Below are 25,125 nucleotides of genomic sequence, written 5' to 3' on the forward strand. Positions count from 1 at the left end.
GGGCTGGATTCTCCGGCTGAATTTACGCATTCTCACGGACTTTGCAGCAAGTGCAAAGTCCTGGGCTGAACTGTTACCTCAATTCCCCGCGCTGTGGTAAGTCCCCGGACGGGTCACGCGATCATAGATGTAATAATTCTCCGGTTCTTTATCGGTATTAGCATCCAGATTCATAGCAAGCGCCTCATCCCTTGTAATCGTACAGGCGTCAATAAAGTTCTGATCCTCTATATCCTTGTAATTATATTCTTCCCGATACTTTATACGATTGAGAATATCTGCCTTCCATGTCTGGCTTCCGGAATCATAGTAATACGTCGTAAAACCACTCCACACACCTGTCTCAGCATTATATCTGCTTACCTCATCCATCGCATCGTAATTATAATAATAGGTTTTTCCGTCATCAGGAAGCTTGATGCTTACATCTTTCATGATGATAGAAGGCGACTCCGTTTCAACGGTATCCTCGAATTTGGCGCCAGGATAATAATACTCCCATTTATTAAAATACCTTCCGTCATACCACGCATTTGAAAAATGTCCGACGGATCCCCAGCCCTGAAAGCCTTCGCTGGTACTGCCATTATCATACATAAATGTATAGCCGTCTGCACTTCCCCCAAATATTGAGGTCAGCAGCGTAAGCTTTACATAGCTTCCCTCTTTGCCGACTGTCTGCCGAACAGACGCCCATGTAAGCTCCGGCTGGTCTGTAGGTTCTTTCGGAACTTCCATTGCGCTGTACTCCCGGATCATTGCCGCGACGTCCTTTAGGTTACGCTTCCTGTAAGCATCCCCGCCGGAACCGTCAAATGAATACCAATATTTAATCTGATTGGCATGGATTCCCTGTCCTTTGCCTGAACCCTGGCCGCCATAGGACCTGGTTTCGCCGTTATAGGTTACATCTACAAGATAATGTGCCGAAGAAGACCACTCAACGGTCACTGCGCTGTTAAGTTTCTTAGCAACCGACATCATCACGGACGGAAAACCTATCGAGTCACATTTCATTGGATGCAGCGCTGATACGAGCATGGACTTGCTGTCAGCCCTGTAATATGGGCTCTGAATATAAAAAGCCTGGTCCACATGCGGTGAAGTCGAAAGACCGTAGTATGGCGCTGCTGTACTCTTTTTCTGCTCGCCCAGCACATATACGCCGCTATAAAGGGATTCGCTGCTAAAGCCACTCTGGATTCCCGATAGATTATCAAAATATGGCTTCCTGCTGTCTCCATAAGTTGATATCAAATAATCGACAACATCCTTAAGCCCGGCAACTTGAACCGTGGCCTTAGTATCTTTATATTCATAGTCTTTTTCTATGGTCGTCTCGCCTGTTGTTATATTGTAAACCGAATGTGTTCCTGTTACTTTTCCTACCTGAAGACTTAGTTTTCCGCCATCTGTCTCGCGTCCTTCTGCAATATATCCTCCCTTAACCCTCTTCGTCTTAATATTTTCGTATTTTACATCAGAAAAAACAGTGTCCGTCGGGGTTACGCTTCCCGTCTTACCTTTATCCGCATATTTAGTCTCCTTATCCACAAACCGGAATGAGTCAGGATCCGGATTATTTGTCTTAATGTAAAAATATGAATTAAACGGCGGCATAAGCGGAATCACCTCATAGGAATATCCCCCCTCATCCGTTTTTGCTTCATTTGGCGATACTGACGGTTTCTTTTTAGCCACAACCGTCACTTTACATGTGTATTTTTTCTTTCCGATTACCGCCTGAATTTTTGACTTACCCTTTTTAAGCCCTTTTACTGCCGCATATGTTTTTGATTTCTTTACGATTTTAATTCTTTTTTTACCTGCTATAACCTTCCACTTAACTTTTTTCCTATTGTTCTTTAATTTTACCTTGACAGTTTTCCCAACCGTCACCTTTGCTGATTTGGCAATACGCACTTTCTTTGCTTTCGCCTGTAGATTAGGAGCAGGATGAAACATTACTCCTCCCAAAACCAAAGCGACTGCCATAACTGCTGCCACCGCTTTTTTTAATACCTTATTCATAAATCCCTCCCTTTCCGCCCACACATGCAAGCAGGCATATCCATTCCCCGTGTCGTGCAAAACCAAACGGTGTTTGATTTTGCACAAATAGCTATACTATGTTACTTAGTTTCTCTATATTTAATATAGCACAACCCCAGGCAAATGTATAGAAAATCATTAAGCCAAATCCAGATGCTTAGTAACAGTTCAGCCTTCGGCTTCACTGTTACGGAATCCAGCCCATTTAAAGTTTGCTGTTCGCAAAGGGCTGGATTCTCTGGCTGAATTTACACATTCTCACAGACTTTGCAGCAAGTGCAAAGTCCTGGGCTGAACTGTTACGATGCTTATTTAATTTTTACTGTCCTTTTCTTCGTCACATACCCCGGCCTGCTCACCTGGACTTTTATCACTGTCTTTTTGGGCAGGCGTTTTGAGAGCTTCAGCACGATTTTCCCTGTTTTGTTCTTAGACGGTGATATCGTGATGGATTTTACTTTTCTCCTGCCTTTTATAAGGATTTTCTTATTGAGCGTTATTTTCACCTTGCTCTTTTTCATTGTTTTGACGGTAATCTTTTTAGCGTTTTTCTTCGCTTTTATCTGGAGCGTTGTGATCTTTTTCTTAACTGGCGGTTTCACGGTTGGCCTGGGGGCGTTCGCCTGCTCTTTTGCTTTGACCGTAACTTTAAACACCGCCGTTTTCCCTCCGTAGGAGACGGTACAGGTATAAACGCCCGCCTTTTTCATGTTCACCCCGGAAGCATCGAGCTTCGCCGCTTTGGTGACGTCCTCTTCTGTCCCGTCCGCATACCGCGCCTTTACTATCAGATCAGAGGATGTAAACGCTTCCCCCTCTGTGTAAACAGTCTTTGTCTTGGAAACCTTCAGCTCATAAAGCTGTCTCTGGGAGGCTTTTTCATATACGGCGCTGTCCAGTACGACAAAGTCTGCATTGTTTCCGGTCTGTCCGTCCTCTTCCGGCGCAGATACTTCCACATAATACACCTTATCCTTCTCATAGGGGACATGGAACGCCGCGTAGCGGCTGTCAAAGGACTCCAGCTCTCCCACCTCCATACTGTCAACGACAGAACCCTCTGCCGACGTTTCCCGGAGGTTTACCCGGACGCCTGTTTCTGTATGATATCCTCTGTTTACCACTGTCGTGTAAATGCAGACGCCGCCGTCCTCTTTTGCCCCCCATCCGGTTCCTTCCGCACTGATATCACGGTAATCCAGGGTAAACTCTTTCCTGTTGTTTGCGGTATCCGCATCCTGTCCGGCGCGCTCCTCTGCTTCAAAGGTAAGCCTTGTCCCTATCTGCTCTTCCAGAATCTTATATGGATATGTGAACGTCTGCGTCTGTCCCGGAAGCAGGGCGTCCTGAGCTTCCATGCTGCTAAGGATGTTCCCCTCGCTGTCTAAAATGTTTATTTTATAATTCCCGGCTTTGTTCCCGTGGTTCTTCATTTCGACACGGAACAGGGTCTGAGCGCCCGGAAGAATCGTTCCGGCGTCTGCCGTAATCTCCTCTATCCCGATGTCGCAGCTTTGCCCCACCGCAAGCAGCGCCAGGTTCGCCGTGCCATAAGGCTCTTCCGCTTCATAGTCTCCCGTCACATCTATACGGTTCAGCAAAAGCTCCATGCCGCTTTCCGTCCATGCCCCGCTGAAACCGGAAATGCTCTTTCCGAAATCTGTCAAAGCCTTCGGAGACCCCCATTTCCCGGATTCTGAATCATAAAATACGCCGTACAGCTCACAGGACAGGCCGTCCGAAACTGGATAGACGACCGCCCTGTTTTCCCCATCGCAGACTACCCGGAAGTTGTCGGTGGCTATCACCCCTTTTTCTGTGACAGCCGTCCCTTCACTTCCGTAAATCTGCTCCCGGCACATCACCGTGCCGTCCTGGTACCAGTACAGGCTTCCCCCTTCCATGAGCGGGGCGGAAACCTGCGCGGCGTCTTCCGCTTCCTCAAGCGTATCGCCGTCCAGATAAACTACAAGGTCTTCGGTCGTATTCGGATCATTATCGGAGTCCTCGCACCACGCGGCGCTCAGCTCTCCGTCTGCATACCCCGCCGTAAAGCCGGAAACAGAACCCAAATCTTCATACATGCACCCCGGCGCGCTCCAGGAGCTGCCGTCAAAGCGGCTTGCCCAGACAGCGTTTTTCCCTCTCATCCCGAACCAGTCGTACATGCTGTTATTCAGCCACAGGACTGCCACCTCTCCGTTTCCACCGCAGACCTTCGGCGTCATGCACAGCCCGTTGTTTCCTTCCTCCAGTTCTGATACCCGGAAGCTCCTTTCCTCCCTGTCGAATACCGCTGCGGAAATCCCCATGCCATATGCCATAGTATCCAGCGTGTCGCCCTCGCCAAATGCCCGCCTTCCGTCCTGCCATACGACATAAGCCACATCATCTATCACAGCCAGCTCCGGCTGGAAGTCTACGGTGCCGTCCCCCTCTACAGGCCGCGGCTCCGACCACGCGGAACCGTCAAAATACGAATAGTACAGGCAGATATCGTTGACAGCGCTGCTGCCGCTGTCTATCCATACCGCGATTTTACTTCCGTCTGAAAAAGCCGCCAGCTTCGGCGCTGACTCCGCATATGTATTCGTCTTGAAAACTGTCTCCCCGCTGCTTTCCGCGGCGCGGCTCTTTACGGTGCTCTTCCGGTTCGCCAGAAATTCCGAGCCTTTCTCCAGGTAGCTCAAATCCTGCGCCTGGTACAGCCCAGCGTCATACCAGGCAAAGACGTCCGCCTCTTCGGAGACAGCCCTCGCTTTTTTCGTCGCGGGATATTCCACAAACCATTCCTTTATCGGCTCAAAATCATGCCGGTATTCAAAAAATCCCAGCTTCGCTTTAAAGTAGGCGTTAATCGACGTCTTCATGCTGAAATAAGGGCTTGCTGGAGAAATCTTTACATACGGTTTAAACGCCAGTTTCCCTCCCCCGCCGATCGTTGCAACTTTATTAATGCCGACGCCTGCCCCTACGCTGCCTGACACAGTGGCTTCCAACTCTCCTGCAGGCAGAAAGCCCTTCGCCTGCGCGCTGCGGTATACATTCCACTTCGCCTCGGCTTCCCCTTTAATCTGGGCTTCCCAATAGCACGGTACAGGTCCGATGGCAAACTGCCCGGACCAGTCCCAGGAAACCGACGGGCTAAAGATTACCTTCCCATCCAGAAATTCAAAGCTTCCCTGCGGCGTGACATAGCCTTCCAGATAGCCGATAATCGTAAAATCTGCTGAAAAGCCAAAGGAACCCTGCGGATATTTCATCGCAGTCCCATACGTACTTTTTATATTTTTCAGCTTTTCCAGCGTCTTTTTACGGTCTTTTTGTTTTACCGCATCTTTTATATTCTGCCACAAAAGTTTCGTTTCCGTATTCGGCACATGCGCCCTGCTTTTGCTCGCCGCATTCGTGGCATATTTATCTGATTTTGTATATTGCGCCACATCAATCCCTATCGTCGCATACACCTTATTATCTTCTACCCCCACAGACACCGGAAGAAAATTCACCACGTCCAGCCCGACCTTCGCGCCGCCGACAAACGGCCAGCTCTTAGGCAGGGTGATTCCTATCTTACTGTCAATGGAAAATTTTATTCCGTTCGCCCAGGCGGGTACTGCGCCGTCGGCTTTCAGCTTCAGCTCCCGCACGGATACATTCCCCTTATCATCCGTGGCGCGCAGGTAAATCGTATCGCTCACATCAAACTTATTCTTGAGAACCATCCGGAGCGTCCCATTGGAAAACGTCTGCTTTGCGCCTTTCTGCGCCAGCTCGACCTTTCCATAGCCATGTTTTCCCCAGTCAATCTCCGCTTCCAGAGTAACCGCGTCAGACTTCAGCAGGTCTACGGCATATTCTTCATTCATCACATCCGTATTCCCTATCCATACGGCATTGATCACCGGCTTCTCCGCCGACGGCTGCAGGTAAACTTTCCGGGACTGCTTCAGCCGCTTTTTCGAAATCCACCGCGTCGAATAGCCCTTCTTCGAAATCACCGCCTCGCTCCAGCTTCCCTCTGCCGTCTCCGCGACGCCGTCTGTTCCAGTTTCATACTTCGCCGTTCCCGCCGAAACCCTGGCACCTTTCGACAGCCCATACTTTACGCCCTTCTCCGGATTTTTCTCATGATTCTCGTATACGGTAAGCGTCAGCTTTTTTAAGGGAGCCTCCGGCGTATTCTCCCCGGGGAAAACCGCGCCGCCCACCTCCGCATCTGTCCCGTCGGAACATACCGTCCCCGCATAGGTATAGAGATTCGAAGATGAAAGATTCAGATTCAAAGCCAACCGCGCGCTGTCACCATAGTTACCGACATAGTAGCCATGACTGATGACCCTGCCGTCGCAGTCGACGTAAATCGCATTGATTGAATTACCGCCCGGCGACCGCAGCCACCAGAAGCAGTTTCCGGCATAAGATGTATCGCTATAGCTCCACACTCCCATCGCCTTTGCATAGGTGCTGCTCTGGCAGCGGCGGGCTTCGTCCCTTGTATCTCCATTCTTTACAAACCCATAGGATTTTGCCCTGTCTGTATTCCACACATCCGACTCGGAGAGCAGAAAGATTTTGTCCTTGGTAGCGTTTCCTCCGTTTGTTCCATATTCTATGTTGTCGGCATTCTCCAGATATGAATTTGCGATTGCCGCCTGCTCGGATGCGGTAAACGCGCTGCCGATAAAATTCTTCCGTCTGTAGTCCACGGACTGCTGGTTACTCCCCGCCCCGTAACCGTTCAGCCAGCTCCGTATGATGCTCGTCTCCCAGGTGACGTCTTCCCATTCAATATGGTACTTCTGGCCGTCCAGCGCCACGTCCGACAGGAGCAGCGCCTCGTTTCCGTCCGTATGTAGCACCCGCCACTTGATTGGCTCATATTTGAAGTAGTGGTAGACTGTGCTGCTGCTCCAGTGATAGCAGTCGCCGTCATCGGGGGTTACGAAATTCGTATCTTCCTCTTTCAGCCTCCGGTACTTTTCCCCGTTCAGTGTGATATCGTTATTATCATCCCAGCCGGATGCACTTTGCAGCGCACGGTACACGCTGTCCGACACGATAACGTCCCCGTCCCGCCGCAGGCTGGCGTCCAGAGCCGTATATTCCACGCCGTTTGGTATCACTTCCGCCTGTGGATAACTCCCGAACCACACGCAGTCCCAGGTCACCTTCTGCCCCGCTTTCATGCTGGCGTCCGGGACGATGCGGGGGTTTTTCAGCGTAACGTCCGCCGCTTCTGCGTTTTCTGCTACGTTCTCCGGCATCGCCGCCGGAAGCGGGGATAGCGCCAGCACAGCCGCCATGACCGCCGCCAGCGCCGCGGACAGAAGTCGCCTTACCGCTGGCTGAAATGTTCTTTTGTTTTTCCTCATCTTTCTCCCTCTCCTTTGCTTTCTCTGTCTGTATAGTTCCTATCATGTACTATAGCCTTTTTAAGAAGCATAGTCAATTATGAAAGCGTATTTTATCGCACTTTCTGTAACAGTTTAACCCAGGACTTTGCACTTGCTACCTGTACTGATTGTGCATTTTGCGCAAATGGCATAAAGATATCTATGCGCGCAAAAAACACCCGCGCAATAAAACACGCGAGTGTTTTTCAGCCGCAATCAATACGGCTATCTCTGTATCAGTATACTACCATATGCCCAAAAATATTTCAAGTAAAATTTAGAAAAAATATTCACGAATATTTACGAAAAAACATTTACTTATCAAAACTATTATAATTTATATCAGGTTTGGGAAAAGCTTCTAAAATTCGCAAATCATCTAAATTTCGTATTCCTATCTTTCCTCGGATGTTTGCAAAAGCATTGGGATGAATCCCCCGTTCCAACGCAGATAACATTGCATAAATTTCTTCAATAAATGTTTTATACTCTTTCTGAGGCAAGTAATATTTGAGATATACAACCAGGTCAAAAATTCTCTGTTCATGGTCATTGTGATAAGATTGACGCAATTCCTGAAAATATTTCTCAAATATCCTCCCAGAATGCCGTCTGCCATCATTTGACCGAGATAAACAATAGATACGTTCATTATGCGCACAGGCATTTCTTACTTTTCGCATCCAATGCAGACTTCCAATCAGCAATTTCACATTAGGTAAACCATTATTATCAAACATGTTATACAATTTACAAATAGAATGTGTTACTTCAGGCTTACTATACTGGAGAACAGAAATAAATGTCGAAAAATTTACGACCTTCAACATAATCCACGTAGGTATTTGTTTATGGTTTGACATATAAAATTTAACATAATCTAATTGACTTCTGCTAAGTTCACTATATGCAGAAGATATTGTGCTCATTTTATTTTGCAGGGAACTCGAAGGATTGTAAGCATTTGTATCGTACCACGTAATGCCTCCATTGTTGTTTACTTTATCAAAACGATAACCTGTAAGAGTTCTCACTTCCTCTTCGACCTGAGTTATATATTTAAGCAATAACGAACGGAGATTATCATCAAATTGCTTTACTAAATACATTTGATCTATTGTTGTTTGAGGAAGATAAATATGTTTACCTTTTGAATCATTACCAGAAACAAACGGCATTTTATATCCATTTATAATGTTAAAATACCCTGTTCGCACAAGTATTTGCTTATGTTTCGATCCAAGACATTCTATTTTTTTATCATTTCTTAATTTTCTCATCTGTTGATTATATGTTAAAAAATATTTATCATTTTGCATCACATTATCTTCCTTTTTTATTTTTATCATTAATCCATTCTGGTTGTTTTCAAAAGAAAATTCTTAGGATATCCATAAGCTGATTATAATAAAAATCTTCTTTAAATACAAGCCAAAGATTAAACTATAATCTTCCCAAAGCCCACACAAAAAAGGAACGGATATCCCCCAGATATTTTTCACCGTTCCTTTTCCATACTCTTCTGATACTAAATATTCCTTGCTATGCCCAGATATCTTCCTCTGCCATTTGATAACCCATAAAGCCTCTCCTGTGTTTGTTTTTATTCATTGTATCACAGGAGCTTTCTGCAAAGCATAGGATTCGGGCTTCTATTCTGTTTCTATTCTGTTTCCAATCAGTACTTCCTTCCCCCGAAACGCAAATCCGTACTTCCGTATCCTCTCCTCCGGGATTCCTTTCGAACGGAGCGCGGCAGCGTAGTCCTTTTCCTCTATCTGCCTGAGCGCCGCCTGGACGGTATCTTCCATGCTCTTCTCCTTCGCCGGCTGGTGTATTTTAAATTCCAGTATAAACGCATCATCAGTTTCCTGAAGCGGCTCCAGCATCACGTCATATCTTCCGAATCCGCTTTCCCTGTTGGAAGTCAGCACATACCGCCCGGACAGATCTACCATCAGTCCCAGGACAAAGCCATGATAAAACCTTTCCGGTTCCTGCCGGGACGGGTTCTTCCCTGTATCAAAAGAACTGAATGTTACGGCCGCCACCGTATTCATGTATTCGTTCATCGCATCTAAATCTCCAAGAAGCAGCGCTTTGATAAAATCATTGTATGCATAAGAGACGCTCCCGAACCACCTGCGCACCATCCCCCGGAACATGGTCTTTACTTCAAAGTTCGTCAGCTCCAGCTCATACTCTTCCTTCCAGTCTCCAAACTCTGTCTCATACGCGTTAAACTGCTTCACTTTCAGATACCCGGCGGCAAGCAGGAGGCTCCATACTGCCTGCCCGTCGCTGTCCAGTTGGCTGTACACAATCTGCTCGTCTATTTCCGCGCATATGGATTTTCCCTGCATCAAATTCTCAAAAGAAGTTTTGATTCCCTTATCCCCCTCGCGAATCAGTTTCCCTGCAAGGCTGTTTGAGCTAGTATTCGCCCAGTAAGCCGCCAGTCTCTTCTTGCTCAAATAGTTGAGAATTGACCAGGGATTATAAATATCTGTAACGTTTCCGAACGTAAAGCCATCGTACCACTGCTTTACTTCCATTTTCTTTTCAGACATCCCATATTCATCCAGTGCGCAAAAAACTTCTTCCTCCGTAAACCCAAAGCTGTCCGCATATTCATTTGAAGTAATTGTCACGACATTCAGGTTATTCAAATCTGAAAAGATAGATTCCTTGCTTACTCTGGTAATCCCTGTCATAACCGCCCGCTCCAGACAAGGGTTCGTCTTAAATGTGGAATTAAAAAGCCCACGGATAAACTCTGTCATCTTCTCCCAGTATCCGCCTACATATGCTTCCTGCAGCGGCGTATCATACTCGTCCAGGAGAATGATGACCTTTTTCCCATAATAGCGGCTTAAAAAATCTGACATCTTATGAACGGCGACTGCCGCTGTCACCTCTGACATATTCATAGAAATACTTCGGAAATACTCCTGCTCTTCCTCCGTCAGCAGACCTGTTTTCAACAGAAAATACTTTTTATTGTACAAATCCGTCAGAACCCGGCAGATTCCCTGTTTTGTCATTTCATAAGTCCCTTCTTTCACATTCGCAAAAGAAAGGCTGATAACCGGATACGTCCCCTGGAGCTTCCTGTATTTCTCATCTTCCCAGATGGAAAGCCCCTCAAACAAATCTCCCCGTCCCGCATAGTCTACAGAGAAGAACTGTTCCGTCATGCTCATATTCAGCGTCTTTCCGAATCTCCTCGGACGGGTAATCAGGGTCACTTCATCTTCTGCTTCCCACCATTCGCGGATAAAGTCTGTTTTATCAATATAGAAAACATTTCTCGTCCTCATTCTTTCAAAGTCCTGCCGCCCGATTGCTATCGTCTTTGCCATAGAATCACTTCCCTCCATTTTCGCCTCTGCCCATTCCTTCTATCCGAAATATCCCGAAAGCCTTTTTTTCATTATACCCAATCCATTCTTACTTTTCCATAGAGAACATACTTTTTTCACCAAAGCTTTTTAATATGTATCTTATTGTATAAATTTCTCTATGCGGGATGAAATACGGCAGACAGGTTCTTCCCCGTCTGCCGCATACGTTTCTATGTGTTCTTCTATATTTATCGCACTTTCCGACTGCTGTCTGCATCGATTGTACATTCTGCGCAAATGGCATAAAAGATATGCTTATGCGCAAAACTCTTGATGAAGAATCTCTTGTCTCACTTCTACAACCGCTCCTATCCTTACTACCAGGTAAAATTAATAAAAAAGTGCAAAAAGTGAGACGAATGCTTTTTGCAGGAAAGGACAGATAGATGCCAAAACCAAGAACCGCTTCCGGTGAAAAAAATCTTGTCGGCTCCCGCCTTATTGAACTGCGCAAAAGAGACGGGCTGTCACAGCGCGCTCTTGCCTATCGGCTGCAGCTCGCCGGATACGACATTGACAAAAACGTCATTACCCGGATTGAAACAAACAAGCGATATGTCACTGACCTGGAGTTAAAAGCTTTTTCAGAACTTTTCCATGTTTCCTACGATTACCTGATTGATGGGAAAAATGACTGAAAACGGTACGCTGGTATTCTGGGTGACAGAGCAGTGGGCGGACTTACATTCCCTCTATCAGCACTTCCTTCCCCTGGAATGCCACCCCGTACTTCCTTATCCTCTCCTGCGCAATTCCTTTCGCCCGCAGCACAGCGGCATAGTCCTTTTCCTCTATCTGCTTCAGCGCGGCCGCGGCCGTATCTTCCAGGCTCTGTTCCTTTCTCGGCTGGAATACTTTAAACTCCAGGATAATCGCATCGTCGTTTTCTTTCTTCGGCTCCAGCATCACATCATATCTGCCGAACCCGCTTTCCCTGTTTGAAGTGAGGAGATATCTTTCGCTCAAATCCACCATCAGCCCCAGCACGAACCCATGATAAAACTTCTCCGGCTCTGCGCCGTAAGCGCTTTTCCCCGTGTCAAAACAGCTGAATATATTCAGCGTCACCCTGTTCATATACTCATTCATCGCGTCCAGGTCGCCAAGAAGCATCGCCTTAACAAAATCATTATAGTTCCCATCCCTCTCCGAAAACCATCCGCGGATCATGTTTTCAAACATCAGCTTGACTTCCCTGTTTGTCAAAGCCAGCCAGTATTTCGTCCTTCCCTCCGCTTCTGTAAACTCCGTCCTCACCACTTTCAGATAACCGCTGGCAAGAAGCAGGCTCCAGATAGCGTTTTCATTTCCTGAAAGCTGATTATAGACAATCTGCTCATCCAAAAATATTTCCATAGCTTCTCCCTGCAAAAGCCTTTCGAAAGTCTGCTTAATCTTTCCATCTCCCTCTCGGATTATTTTTCCGGCCAGGCTGTTGGAGCTGGTGTTTGCCCAGTAAGTCGTTAATCTTTTTTTATCCAGGTAATTCAAAATCGACCAGGGATTATAAATATCTGCTTTGTCCCCAAACGTAAATCCATCATACCATCTCTTCACATCCTTTTTCATCTCAGGCAATCCAAACTCATCTAATGCCTGAAATACTTCTTCTTCTGTAAATCCAAAGCTATCCTCATATTTTTTTGAAGTAGTCGTTACGACCTCCAGATTATTTAAATCTGAAAAAATAGATTCCTTACTCACTCTTGTAATCCCTGTCATAACTGCGCGCTCCAGATAAGGATTCGTCTTAAACGCAGCATTGAACATATTTCTGGTAAAAGAAACCATATCGTCCCAGAAACCATTTACATAAGCTTCCTGCATCGGCGTGTCATACTCATCCAAAAGGATAATAACCTTTTTCCCATAATAACGGCTCAAAAAATCCGCCATCTTGTGGATTGCTATCGTAGCCGATACCTCTGCCATATCCATAGAAATACTCCGGAAATATTTCTGCTCCTCCTCCGTGAGCAGGCCCGTTTCCAGCAGAAAATAATTCTTATTATACAAATCCGTCAGAATCTGGCTGATTCTCTGCTTTGTCATCTCATAATTCCTCTCTTTTACATTTGCAAAAGAAAGACTGATAACCGGGTAACTTCCCTGTAATGTCCGGTACTTCTCCTCTTCCCAGATAGAAAGCCCCTCAAACAAATCGCCCCGTCCTGCATATTTCACTGAAAAGAACTGCTCCAGCATACTCATATTCAATGTCTTCCCAAAGCGCCTGGGACGGGTAATGAGCGTTACGCTGTCCGCATTCTCCCACCATTCTTTGATAAAATTTGTTTTATCGATATAAAACCATCCGTTTTTTCTCAAATCCCCGAAATCCTGATGCCCAATGCCTACTGTCCTTGTCACAAAATCACTTCCTCTCTTATGCCATTTTCTTTTAGTATAACGAATATCACAAAATATTTCCATGTTCTTTTCCGGTTTTTAACCTCCCGTCCCGGCGCCTCATCCACACAAACGCTATCACGCATACAGCCACCGACAACAAAGACCCTCCCGGCGCCGCCATCCCCATCGGGAACAGCGTGTCCGCAAAATATTTCGACGCCAGGTACGCGCCGGGAATGCGCACACAGACAATGGACAAAAAATTATGTAAAAAGGAAATCCCCGACATACCATAGGCACAAAAATACCCGCTGAAGCTAAAATGCATCCCGGCAAACATACAGTCCCAGATATAGCTCCTCAGATACTGACCGCCCAGAACAACCGCCTGCGCTTCATCGGTAAACATCCCGACAACCGGCTCGGCAATCCACTGTACCAGCACCGATACCGCCAGCCCGAAGCCCGCCGCCAGAAAAACCGCGTAGCGCAGTGTAAGAACCGCCCGCCCATGCTTCCCCGCCCCGATATTCTGTGCGGAGAGCGCGGAAACTGTAGAAAGCATAGTCGATGGCACCAGGAACACGATTCCTATGATTTTTTCCACAATCCCGACAGCCGCCGCGTCATTCAGACCCCTGCGGTTCGCTATGACTGTAATTACGATAAACGCAATCTGGATAAACCCATCCTGTATGGCAACCGGAATGCCGATTTTCAAAATCTGCCCCATCATTCCTGCCTGCGGCCTGAAATACTTTTTCTTCAGCGCCAGCCCCGTCTTCTGCCTCCGGATAGCGGCTAATGCAATCATCACACTGATTGTCTGGGACAGCGTAGTTCCCAGCGCGGCTCCCGCCGCCCCCAGCCTAAACACGCCGATAAACAGATAATCCAGCGCAATATTCGCCGCACATGCAACGGCAACAAAATACATCGGGCTTTTTGAATCCCCAAGCCCGCGGAAAATCGAACTGATAATATTGTAAGCCGTAATAAACGGAATACCCACAAAACAAATCGTAAGATAAAGCGCTGTACCGGAAACTGCCTCCTCCGGGGTAGACATCACCGCTACAATCGGCTTTACCAGAAAAAGCAGCAGCACCGTAGCCACAGCCGACACTCCCATAAATAGGGACGCCGTATTCCCCACTGCAAGGGATGCCTCCTCCTGCCGCTTCGCCCCGACTGCCTTTCCTATCGTTACGGTAGCGCCCATAGCCAGCCCCACTATCATAACCGTCAGCATGTGCATTACCTGGCTTCCCACCGAAACCGCCGTTATATCCTCAACGCCATGAAATTGCCCCACAATAAACAAATCTGCCATTCCGTACAAAGTCTGCAAAAAGTATGATAGCAGATACGGTAACGAAAAATATACAATATTTTTAAATACACTTCCAGATGTCAGATTCTTTTCCATAATACGATTCCTGCCTGTTTCCGCCCTTTACAGCATAGTTTTCTCCATTCAAAAAACAGGCATTCCACTCCTTCCGGGGTTATTATAAACCCTTTTATAGAGGAAGCGTCAAGAAAAAACAGAAAACTTTTTATCTTGGAAAATCTTGTATTCATGAAAAAATTAATTTAAACTGATAAAAAATGAGCCTGTGGTTTCCCTTTGGACTGTATAGACATGAAAATCACCGGAAAGGATAAACACATGAAACGAATACTGATTGTTGAAGATGAACTCTATTTACAGAAAACCATAAAAGAACTTCTGGAAAAGCATGGATATCACACCATAACGTCTTCCAGCCTGTCTGATGCCATGCACTATATGCTGAACATAGATGATATTGATTTATTTTTGCTGGACATCTGGCTCCCGGACGGAGACGGCTTTCAGCTGTGCCGCCATATCCGGCAGCGCAGCCTGAAACCCATCCTTTTCCTTACAGCGTGTAACGACGAAGAGTCCGTAGTAAAAGGGCTGAACCTGGGTGGGGACGACTATATTTCAAAGCCTTTCCGTGCCGCAGAACTGATTTCCCGCATACAGGCAAACCTGCGCAGGCAAAATCCTTTAAACGCCGTAAAAATACTGCGGGGCGGAGAAATCAAACTGGATAAACAGCAAGGCTGCGCATATAAAAACGAGGAAAACCTGAATCTGGGCACAATGGAATATCAGCTTCTGCTGGTTCTCATGCAGAATCCCCGCCGCATTGTAAAAAGAGAACTTCTATTAGAAAAACTGTGGGATAATTCAGGAAAATTTGTAGAGGACAATACTCTTTCTGTAAATATGAGCCGCCTGCGAAGAAAGACCGGCGCTGAGTATATCGAAACAATCAGGGGGTTTGGCTACCGCTTTACAAAACAGACAGAGGAAGGTTTGGACTATGTTTAAAAAAAGAGATTCTATCTGGATAACAGGCTTTGCAACTGTAATGCTCCTGATTCTTATTCTCGGATTTCTTTCCCTGTTTTTTATAAAAAATTCTTTTATTACAATGCAGCAAAACGTAATCGGAAAACTGTATGAAAGAAACCCTGAACTATGTGCCGAAACCCTGCAATATATGTTTCATGAAGATATCGCCAAAGAAGCTTCCGAAAAGGGAACGCAGGCTCTTATTTCCCTGGGATACACAGAAAAAGGCGGATATTACCTTTACCGGCACATGGGCTGGCATAAGGCCTTCCTGGGTATTTTTTGCCTTCAGGGAATCCTCGCACTGCTTCTCCTCTGCCTGTTTTTTCACTTAAAAAGGCAAAATCACCGCGAGGAAGAACTTTTGATTCAGGATATCCGAACCGAAAAACTTCAACTTCCAACATATCGGTTTTCGAATAAGAACGTTGTATTAGAAATCGCGAAACTGTTGGACATGCTTCATGCAAAAGAAGCATATCTGTCCGAAAAAAATAAATCCATACAGGCGTTTATCGAAAACATTGCACACCAGATTAAAACGCCCCTGAGCTGTATTTCTATTTCTATGGATTTCATGCTGGAAGAATCAGGGGGCAGCCAAAGCGAACGTATCTCTTCATGCTTTTTGTACTTAAACCGTATCGAATCCCTCCTAAAAATACTTCTTGATATTGGACGCCTGGAATCCGGCAAAACCATCATGCACCGTGAACCTTTCTATATAAATCACCTTTTCATGGAATGTAGGGAAATCCTTCCCGACGGAGAACGCCGGATTTCCATTTTAACGGAAACACCTTCGGAAAACAGTATAGAGTATCACGGTGATTACGAATGGTTAAAAGAAGCTTTTTTAAATATCCTGAAAAACTGTCTGGAACATGACGGCACAAAAGAACCTGTTTTAGTTTCCCTTTCCCAGACGCCTGAAGGTATCAAGATTCTAATACGTGATCATGGAAAAGGTTTTTCCGAAAAGGATCTTCCTCATATTTTTAACAGATTCTATATCCCGGAATCCCTGAAAAATTCCCATACAGGGATTGGGCTGAATCTTGCAAAACTGGTTATCGAAAAACATTTTGGAACCCTAAAAGCCGAAAACCATGAAGATGGAGGCGCGGCATTCTCCGTTATCCTCCCCGAATATTCTTTAAAAAGAAAAATATAATGCCTGTCACCTTCCTGTAAGGTTCCTGCTGTAAAATAGAACCATCGAAAGGGGGCGTAAAAATATGACTATATTTCTCAAGCTGGTTTTAAAAGGTTTAAAGAGAAGAAAGCGAGAAATGCGCTATGTTTCTGCCGTGACTTTTCTCTCTGCGCTGTTTATTTCCTCCGTGATTTTATTTCAGAACATCATGGATAACTACCTGATGGAGACAAACTACCAGAACTATGGGGACTGGATACTGTCCTCCGTAGAAGACTTCCAGGAATCCGGCGTCCTGTTCTCTGAACTCAGGCATCCCTATCTGGCGGCGTCTGGCGTCTGCCAGACTGGCGGGGAACTTTTAGACAGGCAGAATGAACCCAGCGGCGTAAATCTTGGAACTCTCGACGCTGCAGTACGGAATTTTGGAAATATCTCACTTTATGAAGGGAGATTTCCCAAGTCTCCAGACGAAATTGCAATGGATTTGTCCTCTCTCTCCACCCTGGGTTACAGCTATGAGCTTGGACAAACCATACGAGTCGCTGTCCAAAATGAAAAAGGCATCCATGAAACAACGTTCCGCCTTACGGGAACGATAAAAAGCTTTGCTGAAAGTTGGAAACACCTCAGCAGATACCCGCTTCCAAACGGCATTGTAACGGAAAAAGGGCTGCAAAAAACAGGGACTCCTCTATATTCCACACATTTCTACCAGTTGGACAAGCTATATGAAAATCTCGACACGGAAGAGTTCGCATCCGCATTCCTAAAACAAAGCCAGGCGCTGGTATATAACAGCTATACTTATGAAAACAGGGTCTGGGGTTCCCGAGATATGTTCCAGGCAGCCAAATTTATCTTACTGCTTACCGGAATTTTATCCATCGGATATTTGATGATGTCTTATGTTACTCAGCGGAAGAAATGGTATTACCGCCTCCGGTGCACCGGGGCTGACAGACTGCAGATACGAATTATGACTTTAACAGAGACTATATATGGTACATTTCCCTATGCGTTTCTCGCCATGATTCTCCCTTACCTCGCAGGTGCAGCAATCTGCTGTGCAGTATCCGCAGGTTCCCGGCTCCCTTATTTTTTCGAATTTCACCCTGCGGATTTTCTTTCACAGCTGGGAGCTGTCCTGGGCGCTATTTTATTCGCAGTCCTATGCGCATGCCTTGCCAGCCGGGATAAACATCTGGAAAGAAACCGTGCGGAAATCACAAAACGTCAAATAAAACGTCTTCGGAAAGACAGCCGAACCGCAAAAAATACGGCGCGCATCTTTCTTCGCCGCCAACGAAAGCTTCACCCATTCCAGAAGACAGCATCTATCCTTTTCTCTGCCACAACCTGCCTGATTCTCATCCTATGTCTCAACAAAATCTATCAGGCTTCACAAAAATACGCAGAATTAGCAAACAACGCTTCCGATTTTCATGCATCTTACAGGAAAACTCTCATAGAACGAACCGACTTTGCCAACGATCCCTATAGTTGGAGCGCTGCTTCCTCTTATATGTATGACATGTATGACGGGATGAGCAAACAGGCAGAAGAAGAAATCCAGCCGCTTATCGGCATCCGCCGCATTGACAGACAGATTTGGGATGAAACACACTGCCTGCAGTGGAGGACTAAGAATGACAACAAAACACTGACCCCACTGTTTTGTTATCAAGATACAGACAGCAAAACTCTGAAGAAACTGGAAAAAGAATATAACCTCCCGGAACTGGATAAAGCAGCTTTCCAAAATGGAGAGCAAATCATTCTGCTAGCGTTCGGCCAGGAAGCTTCCGCAATAATTGAAAAGCCCATAGAAACCCCGCCACATATTGGAGACACAGTGGAAATCGTCGGCCGGGAATCTCTTTTTTATCTGCCAGAGGAAAATACCAGCAGCAGCTTACAGGCCCCTGATTTAACGGAAATGAAAGAATATGCCCTGTCAGGACTCACCCCTGTAACAATAGGGGCCGTTATTGAGAATCCTTCTTTTGAATGGAAAGCGCTTTTCGGATATAACTTTGCCTATGGAGTTATTGCATCCCGGGAGCTTGCCGCCCGCGTAGCAAACGCGGACAGCAAGACTTTACAGAATAACAGGCTTTTCATCGATTTAAATAAAAATCAGTCTTTTGAATCCACACAAAAGCGCCTGGCATCTATCTTTCAAAAAAATAATATAGAATATGTTTCGTACACTGAAGAACTGCGGGAAACCTGGAATTCTTACATTCGACAAGCATGTATTTATGGTATCGTGTTCTGTACAATACTGTTTATTTTTCTTTTGCTGGAGCTGCGTTTCCACCAGATACAACATCAATACCGTGAACGGAAATATCTCCTCCTAAAACAGCTTGGCATGGAAGATACGATGTTCCGTCACATGCTTATAAAGGAATCTTTGGGGCAGTCCTTATGGATACTCATCAGTATCCCATGCAGCTACGCCGTCATGGCAGGAATCTTTTATCTGAAAAATAAAAAACTATGGAACACAGCCGGGCTCTGCCAATGGTCGGAATCCCTGGGGGATTATACTTCTGATTTGTACTGGCTGACTCTGGATAACCTGTATTCTTATACAAGTCTGAGTTACACCATAATCTTTGTAATCCTGCTGGCCTTTATCCTGACCCTGGCTGGCTGGAAATCCGCGGAAACGCACAAAAAACGGGAGGAAATACTATGAGCTATGTTTTACAAGTTTCAGACATATCAAAAACTTACGGAAATGACAAAATTAAGGTACATGCGCTGAAAAAAAGCAGCCTGACATTTTCCCAGGGAGAATTTACTGCCATTATAGGAAAAAGCGGCTCCGGAAAATCCACCCTGCTCCGAATACTGGGTACTCTGGAACGGCCGGATGCCGGTGAAGTGCTGCTGGATGGCGAAAATATATGCAGGCTCTCTGACAAGAAATTATCGGAAATCCGGCGCAGGAAAATCGGATTTATTTATCAGGATTACAGCCTGTTTCCTGAATATACCGCTTACGAAAATATTGTAATGCCAATCCACCTGGATGGACGGACGGAAAACAAACACATTATAAAAGATATCATGAATACGTTGGGAATCCTCTCCTGTGGGGATAGATTTCCTGCTGAAATGTCAGGAGGGGAACAACAGCGGACAGCCATTGCCCGGGCGCTCTGCATCTCTCCGTCTGTCATCCTGGCGGATGAGCCAACCGGAAACCTCGACGCAGAAAATGCCAATGAGGTCGTGATGCTTATGAGTAAAGCCGCCAGGCTATATAACCAGACAATTATCATGGTAACCCATGACCGCCAGATGGCGGATTATGCAGACAGGGTTTTGAAAATTTGCGACGGAATGTTCGTCTAAATTGCGGGGACTGGCTACACAGTCCCCTATCGCTATTTTATCTATTTCCGGTTTTCCCTCAATCTCCCCATCCTCTTCATACACACCCAGTAATTCCTCTCCCTCACTCTCCTTGCGTCCTGAGTCTTCCCCTCTATCTCCTCCTGCCCCATCATCCAATCCGCCCTTACCTGCCCTATCTCCAGGCATCGTTTGACTTCCTCCACTTTTTCCCTATCCATTCCTGTATTTTCCGCATCTTCAATCAACTCCTCTGCCGCCACGTCGTAAATCGGATGTGAAAAACCATGCCGCCCCGGCTGGTATTCTATTTCAAAAATGCGGCTCTCCTTTGTCTCTGGCAGAAAGCAGGAATCCTCGGAAGTGTCTGCTATATGCAGATAATACAGCGACGCCCTGCCTTTCCCTTCCTTCTTTCGGATAATCCTCCCCAGCCGCTGCACCCGCTGCCGTTTTGAGGCCGTTCCGGACAGAACAATCCCTACAGACGCCTCCGGGATATCCACCCCCTCGTCCATAGCCTTACATGCAATCAATATATGTATCTCTCCTGTGTAAAACCGCTCCAGGACATTTTTATTCGCCTGCCGCCCCATTTTCGAATGATACCGCCCTACCCGGCCGGGATACTTATTCTGTAAAATCCCATACAGTTCTTCCGCCTGGCTGACACGTTCCCCAAAGATCAGGATTCCTTTCTTTACATCCAGGCGTTCTATCAAAGCACATACGCAGGAAACCCTCTCGGACGCCAGGCAGACCACGCTCTTTCGTTTGTAGGAAAGCGCCAGATAGCGCGCTGCCGCCTCTGCTGCCCTCTTATCCCCGCCGCCGGTAATCTGCGACAGCATCGCATAGCGTTCCCTCTGCCCCAGCTCTCTCAGCGCCGGGTACATCTGCTGCAGCTTATGGGAAAGCCTGGACATCTGCTCACTGATTTCCTCATACTCTTCCCTCTCTTCCTTCCGGAACTCCAGGCCGATATGGAAGATATCATATCGGCACACCGTACGCATCGCCCCTGCCTCCTCCATCCCATAACTGTAGATTTCCCGCCCCAACACCGACGAAAGGTACTGTCGTTCTTCTCCGGATGGGAGAGTGGCCGAAAGCCCCAGCGAGAAAAAGTTCTCCCCACATGGCTTTATATAAGGAAGAAATTCAAAAATAAGACTGTTCTGTCCGCTCCCATAATGATGGCATTCATCCGCAATCAGCAACACTGCCTCTCCGCCCCGCAGCTCTGCCAGAATCTTCCTGGCCAGTTCATACCGCGCGGAATTAATCACATAAATCATATACCTGCGGCCATTTTCTCCCTTGTGACCGCCGCCCCGCAGGCCGATTTCTCCCCGAATGTCTCCCGAATTCCCCTTATCCCCGCATGAATCCGTCAGAAATTCCCGCAAAGCCTGATTCCACTGCCGCATCAGCGCTGCCGTCGGCACGACGATTTTCACACGCAGCCTCCTGCCCAGCCGCTTCTCCAGGCGCGCAGCCGCAGTCAAAGCCAGAAATGTTTTTCCCGCCCCGGTCACTGCCTGCACTATCCCTCTTCCGTTATTCGAAAACCATCGCTCCAGACACTCCTCCTGCCATTGATAAAGCTCTTTTTTCATAGCGGCTCCTCATTACGCAAATTTTATAACTGATTTTATCATACCCTGTCTGTTTTTGGAACAAATTGTTGAAAACCTTAACTATCTCGTTTATACTGTTACTATTCAAAGTCAATAAGGTTCTTGCCAGACATAACCGCAAGAATGCTTATGGAAAATTAAACTCAGAAAGGACGCCATCTATGAATTACGAAAATCTCTACCAGGATATGCAGCCCCTTGAAAAATCCCTGAAGGACAGTATCGCATCCATGCAGAAACTTTTTAAAGCCATTCATAAAGAAAATGAGAATGGAGATATCAAAAGCCTTGCCCGGGATTTAAACGCCATGTCGGAGAGCGCCGCTTCCGTATCTTTCACCCTGGAGAATATGATAGGATTCGTTAATGGCTTTGATACAAAGTCATATTTTGAGAACGGTGATTTTGCTGAACAGATGCTGCAAATCTGCCAGGAAAAGGGCGTAGACGTCCGGGGTGATTTCCCTGTCTACGAAATGTTCCCTTACCGTGTGAAACTGGATACGGAAAACCAGGATTTATATCTTGACAGAAAGAAAATACAGTGCGTACGTCCTCAGAGCTTCGTAGAAATCGTACGCGGCGGACAGGAAAAACTGAACAAAGCTTCTTTCAATGCCCTTACTTTTGTCAACGAACTGGCCGACGCTTATGACATGGCCATCCTGAAGCAAAACAAGCAGCCCCAGGCCGATATTTACTTAACCAGCCTGTACAAATTCCTGGCTCCTATGGGACGCTTCCGCAGGGACTATGACCAGCAAAGCTTCGCCTTTGATTTAGCCAGGCTGTACATGTCTGAGGTAGAAGAAACAAAGAACGGAAGAAAGTTCCAGTTTGGCCCCAGTCGAAATAATGGCAAGGCCATCCGTATCCTGGACAGGGATGGGCAGGAGCAGTTTCTTGCCACCATCCGTTTCTATGAATAAAAAGGAGACTTATGAAACCAGAATTCAACGAAATTCCGAAGACTGCGGATTGTTCCTCCGCTCTTCCGGCTGAGAGCCTTACCTGCGGCGTCCGCTTTCTCACGGACTTTTGGACAGAAAAATATCTCCGTGAATATATCCGGTATGGCGGCAGTAAAATCAAATTTATCACCGGGCGGATGGGGAGCGGCAAAACCCATTTTCTGCGTCTGATGACTTCTATCGCCCAAAAGGAAAATTATAAAACCGTCCAGTTTTCCGCAAAAAATATCTGGATGCACGATTTTAAAGAAATCTACGTAGAAATCTTCCGTCAGTGCGGCATTATGGAATGCCTGGAAGGAATCAGCCGTCATCTGATACAGGAAATGGGATTTGATTACCGCGACATTCCGGAAGGCATGAAATTTATTGACTATCTTTCTCAGAACGGCCTTGGCGACGCGCTGACTAAGCGCGAGATCCGCTCGCAGCTCCGCCAGATGTTCCTGAACAATCCCATGCTGGACAATAATTTTGCCCTGGCCTGCAGTATGCTTACAGGCAGCATCCTCGGTTATCCTGTTCTCGAAGAACAAAACCGTGATTTGCTTCTGGCATGGCTGGAAGGCGACCGCACTATAAAGCTTTCCCAGCTTAGGGCTCTGGATTTCTACCCCAGCCGCATCACCCGGTACAACGCCCGGCATATGCTGCGCTCACTGGCTGAAATTATCCGTATGGGCGGTTCCTCCGGGCTGTTTATTGCCATTGATAATCTGGAAATCCTCATCAGCCGTTCCAGCCTGGAACCGATACACTACACAAAAATGAAACGCGAAGATACTTATGAGAGCATCCGACAGCTTATCGACGACATCGACAGCATGAAAAATATCATGTTCGTATACGCTTTCGACCGGGAGCTGATTGACAATGAGAATACCGGGCTAAAATCCTACCAGGCGCTATGGATGCGGATACAAAATGAAATCGTGGGGGAACGCTTCAACCGTTTCTCCGATATGGTGGACATGGACAGGTTCGCGGCGCAGGAATATACCCCGGACATCATTGTTTCTATCTCTGAAAGCCTTGCAAGCCTGCAGAACCAAAACCCTCTTTCCCCACTGAACCAGCAAACCGCCCGAGAAATTACAGAACAGGCACGGACAGGCTCTATAGGCATTCCCCAGCTTATCCAAATCGCTATGCAGGAGGTGAATCCCGATGTATGATATCGAAGCCAGACATATAATAGAAGCATTACGTTCCGGCATTCCCTCACGCGCCGTCGGCCAGTATTTCTCCGAAGCACGCCCGAAAATCATGAAAGAAATTTCCGGACGGCTCGATATGGTCTGCGACTCGCACAGATCAAGTGGTATGGTAATCTGCGGAAAATACGGGGAAGGGAAAACCCATCTGCTGAACACAGTATTCAACCTGGCGCATTCAAACAATATGGTAGTTTCCTATCTCTCCCTGAGTAAAGAAACCCCTATGGATAAGCTTTACCTGGTCTACCAGAAAGTTATCCAGAACACTTACCTTCCCAAGAGACAGCAGCCGGGCTTTATGCATGAACTGGAAAAAATTTCTGCCAACAGCCCCATTGCCAACGAGATGCTGCTCTACGCGGCAAAGCATCTGGAAACGGACAAGCTATACTATCTGTTCCGCTCTTACCTGAACACAGAAGATTCTGATGAAAAGTTTCTGCTGCAAGCTGATATGGAAGGAGATTTTGTGGCAAACGCGCCGCTGAAAAAGATTTACCGCCGTATTTTCGGCCAGCCTGTAAAATACAATGTGAACTTTACAAAAACCCGGCATTGCGGGGATTATTTCTCCTTTATGAGCCGCCTGTTTACCCAGATGGGCTACCACGGCTGGGTAATCCTGATTGACGAGACTGAGCTCATGGGACGCCTGGGAAAGAAAGCCCGCCTGAATGCCTACCGGAATATGGCGCGCTTCCTGCTGCCTGAATTCTGCCCGGAAAACACGTTCAGCATCTTCGCTCTCAGCGCTTCCTATGTGGAAGATGTAATAGAAGGAAAGCATGAATACGAAAACCTGTCGGCAGTCTATCCTGAAGAACAGGAACCCGCACGGACCGTCCTGGACATCCTTTCAAGGGCGCCCCAGCTCCTGCCTCTGACACGCCTGGAAATCCAGGAAGTATTGTACAAGATTCAGGATTTCCATGGGAAAGCTTATGAATGGACGCCGAACGTTTCCCTCTCCTCCCTCGTAGAATCCACGCAGGCAGGAGGATATCTGCTCCGCACCAAAATCCGGGCGGCTATCGAATTCCTCGACCAGTTGTACCAGTATGGGAAAGCCGGTCAGACAACCGTCAATGAACTTGGTGAAGAAACTTTTACTGAAGACGTTCCCTCTATTGAGGATTTTGACTAAAGAACTATAAGGGCTGTGCCGCACATGCACAGCCC

The 25,125-nt window shown here is 46.7% G+C and carries 15 protein-coding genes; 8 read left to right on the plus strand and 7 right to left on the minus strand.

Annotation, left to right across the window (positions count from 1 at the left end):
- Positions 1–78: 78 nt before the first annotated feature.
- The 4 genes from NFR99_RS09045 to NFR99_RS09060 all read right to left on the minus strand — a co-directional run bounded on the left by NFR99_RS09045 (position 79) and on the right by NFR99_RS09060 (position 10,810).
- A complete protein-coding gene (locus NFR99_RS09045) occupies positions 79–2,031 on the minus strand; it encodes a hypothetical protein (RefSeq protein WP_120483861.1) in 1,953 nt (650 codons plus the stop codon).
- A 329-nt stretch (positions 2,032–2,360) separates the two neighbouring features.
- Positions 2,361–7,427: a DUF6273 domain-containing protein gene (locus tag NFR99_RS09050; RefSeq protein WP_251353459.1), complete on the minus strand. Its 5,067-nt coding sequence runs from the start codon at positions 7,425–7,427 to the stop codon at positions 2,361–2,363.
- A 335-nt stretch (positions 7,428–7,762) separates the two neighbouring features.
- Positions 7,763–8,767, minus strand: a complete 1,005-nt coding sequence (locus NFR99_RS09055) for an Abi family protein (RefSeq protein ID WP_120483863.1) — start codon at positions 8,765–8,767, stop codon at positions 7,763–7,765.
- Between the two features lie 333 nt (positions 8,768–9,100).
- Complete coding sequence (locus NFR99_RS09060; protein ID WP_251353460.1) at positions 9,101–10,810, minus strand: AAA family ATPase; 1,710 nt, start codon at positions 10,808–10,810, stop codon at positions 9,101–9,103.
- A 428-nt stretch (positions 10,811–11,238) separates the two neighbouring features.
- On the opposite strand from NFR99_RS09060, the gene NFR99_RS09065 reads away from it, so the two are divergent.
- Positions 11,239–11,490 (plus strand): helix-turn-helix domain-containing protein, encoded by a 252-nt coding sequence (locus NFR99_RS09065; protein WP_120483865.1) that lies wholly within the window; start codon positions 11,239–11,241, stop codon positions 11,488–11,490.
- 43 nt (positions 11,491–11,533) lie between these two features.
- Here NFR99_RS09065 and NFR99_RS09070 read toward each other — a convergent pair whose 3' ends face one another.
- Positions 11,534–13,222: an AAA family ATPase gene (locus NFR99_RS09070; protein ID WP_135976067.1), complete on the minus strand. Its 1,689-nt coding sequence runs from the start codon at positions 13,220–13,222 to the stop codon at positions 11,534–11,536.
- A gap of 46 nt (positions 13,223–13,268) precedes the next feature.
- Positions 13,269–14,633, minus strand: a complete 1,365-nt coding sequence (locus NFR99_RS09075; protein WP_135975747.1) for an MATE family efflux transporter — start codon at positions 14,631–14,633, stop codon at positions 13,269–13,271.
- A gap of 243 nt (positions 14,634–14,876) precedes the next feature.
- Here NFR99_RS09075 and NFR99_RS09080 point away from each other — a divergent pair, with 243 nt between their 5' ends.
- The 4 genes from NFR99_RS09080 (at position 14,877) to NFR99_RS09095 (ending at position 20,118) form a co-directional block, all read left to right on the plus strand.
- Complete coding sequence (locus NFR99_RS09080) at positions 14,877–15,569, plus strand: response regulator transcription factor (RefSeq protein WP_168354770.1); 693 nt, start codon at positions 14,877–14,879, stop codon at positions 15,567–15,569.
- A complete protein-coding gene (locus NFR99_RS09085; RefSeq protein ID WP_120483869.1) occupies positions 15,562–16,767 on the plus strand; it encodes a sensor histidine kinase in 1,206 nt (401 codons plus the stop codon). The genes NFR99_RS09080 and NFR99_RS09085 overlap by 8 nt, the downstream gene beginning before the upstream one ends.
- A 64-nt stretch (positions 16,768–16,831) precedes the next feature.
- Positions 16,832–19,456, plus strand: a complete 2,625-nt coding sequence (locus NFR99_RS09090; RefSeq protein WP_251353461.1) for an FtsX-like permease family protein — start codon at positions 16,832–16,834, stop codon at positions 19,454–19,456.
- Positions 19,453–20,118 (plus strand): ABC transporter ATP-binding protein, encoded by a 666-nt coding sequence (locus tag NFR99_RS09095; protein ID WP_135975744.1) that lies wholly within the window; start codon positions 19,453–19,455, stop codon positions 20,116–20,118. Before NFR99_RS09090 ends, NFR99_RS09095 begins: the two co-directional genes overlap by 4 nt.
- A 41-nt stretch (positions 20,119–20,159) precedes the next feature.
- Here NFR99_RS09095 and NFR99_RS09100 read toward each other — a convergent pair whose 3' ends face one another.
- Positions 20,160–21,737 carry a DEAD/DEAH box helicase gene (locus NFR99_RS09100; RefSeq protein WP_251353462.1) on the minus strand — a complete coding sequence of 526 codons (1,578 nt, stop codon included), beginning with the start codon at positions 21,735–21,737 and terminating at the stop codon, positions 20,160–20,162.
- A gap of 182 nt (positions 21,738–21,919) precedes the next feature.
- On the opposite strand from NFR99_RS09100, the gene NFR99_RS09105 reads away from it, so the two are divergent.
- Genes NFR99_RS09105 through NFR99_RS09115 form a run of 3 tightly spaced genes read left to right on the plus strand, consistent with a single transcriptional unit; the run spans position 21,920 to position 25,090 of the window.
- The gene (locus NFR99_RS09105) at positions 21,920–22,687 is read left to right on the plus strand and encodes a hypothetical protein (protein ID WP_120483873.1); all 768 of its coding nucleotides are present in this window, start codon (positions 21,920–21,922) and stop codon (positions 22,685–22,687) included.
- Between the two features lie 11 nt (positions 22,688–22,698).
- The gene (locus tag NFR99_RS09110) at positions 22,699–23,904 is read left to right on the plus strand and encodes a BREX system ATP-binding domain-containing protein (protein ID WP_120483874.1); all 1,206 of its coding nucleotides are present in this window, start codon (positions 22,699–22,701) and stop codon (positions 23,902–23,904) included.
- Positions 23,897–25,090, plus strand: a complete 1,194-nt coding sequence (locus NFR99_RS09115) for a BREX system ATP-binding domain-containing protein (RefSeq protein WP_120483875.1) — start codon at positions 23,897–23,899, stop codon at positions 25,088–25,090. Before NFR99_RS09110 ends, NFR99_RS09115 begins: the two co-directional genes overlap by 8 nt.
- Positions 25,091–25,125 lie beyond the last annotated feature (35 nt).

Source organism: Hominisplanchenecus murintestinalis (assembly GCF_943193015.1).
Classification (GTDB): Bacteria; Bacillota; Clostridia; order Lachnospirales; family Lachnospiraceae; genus Hominisplanchenecus_A; species Hominisplanchenecus_A murintestinalis.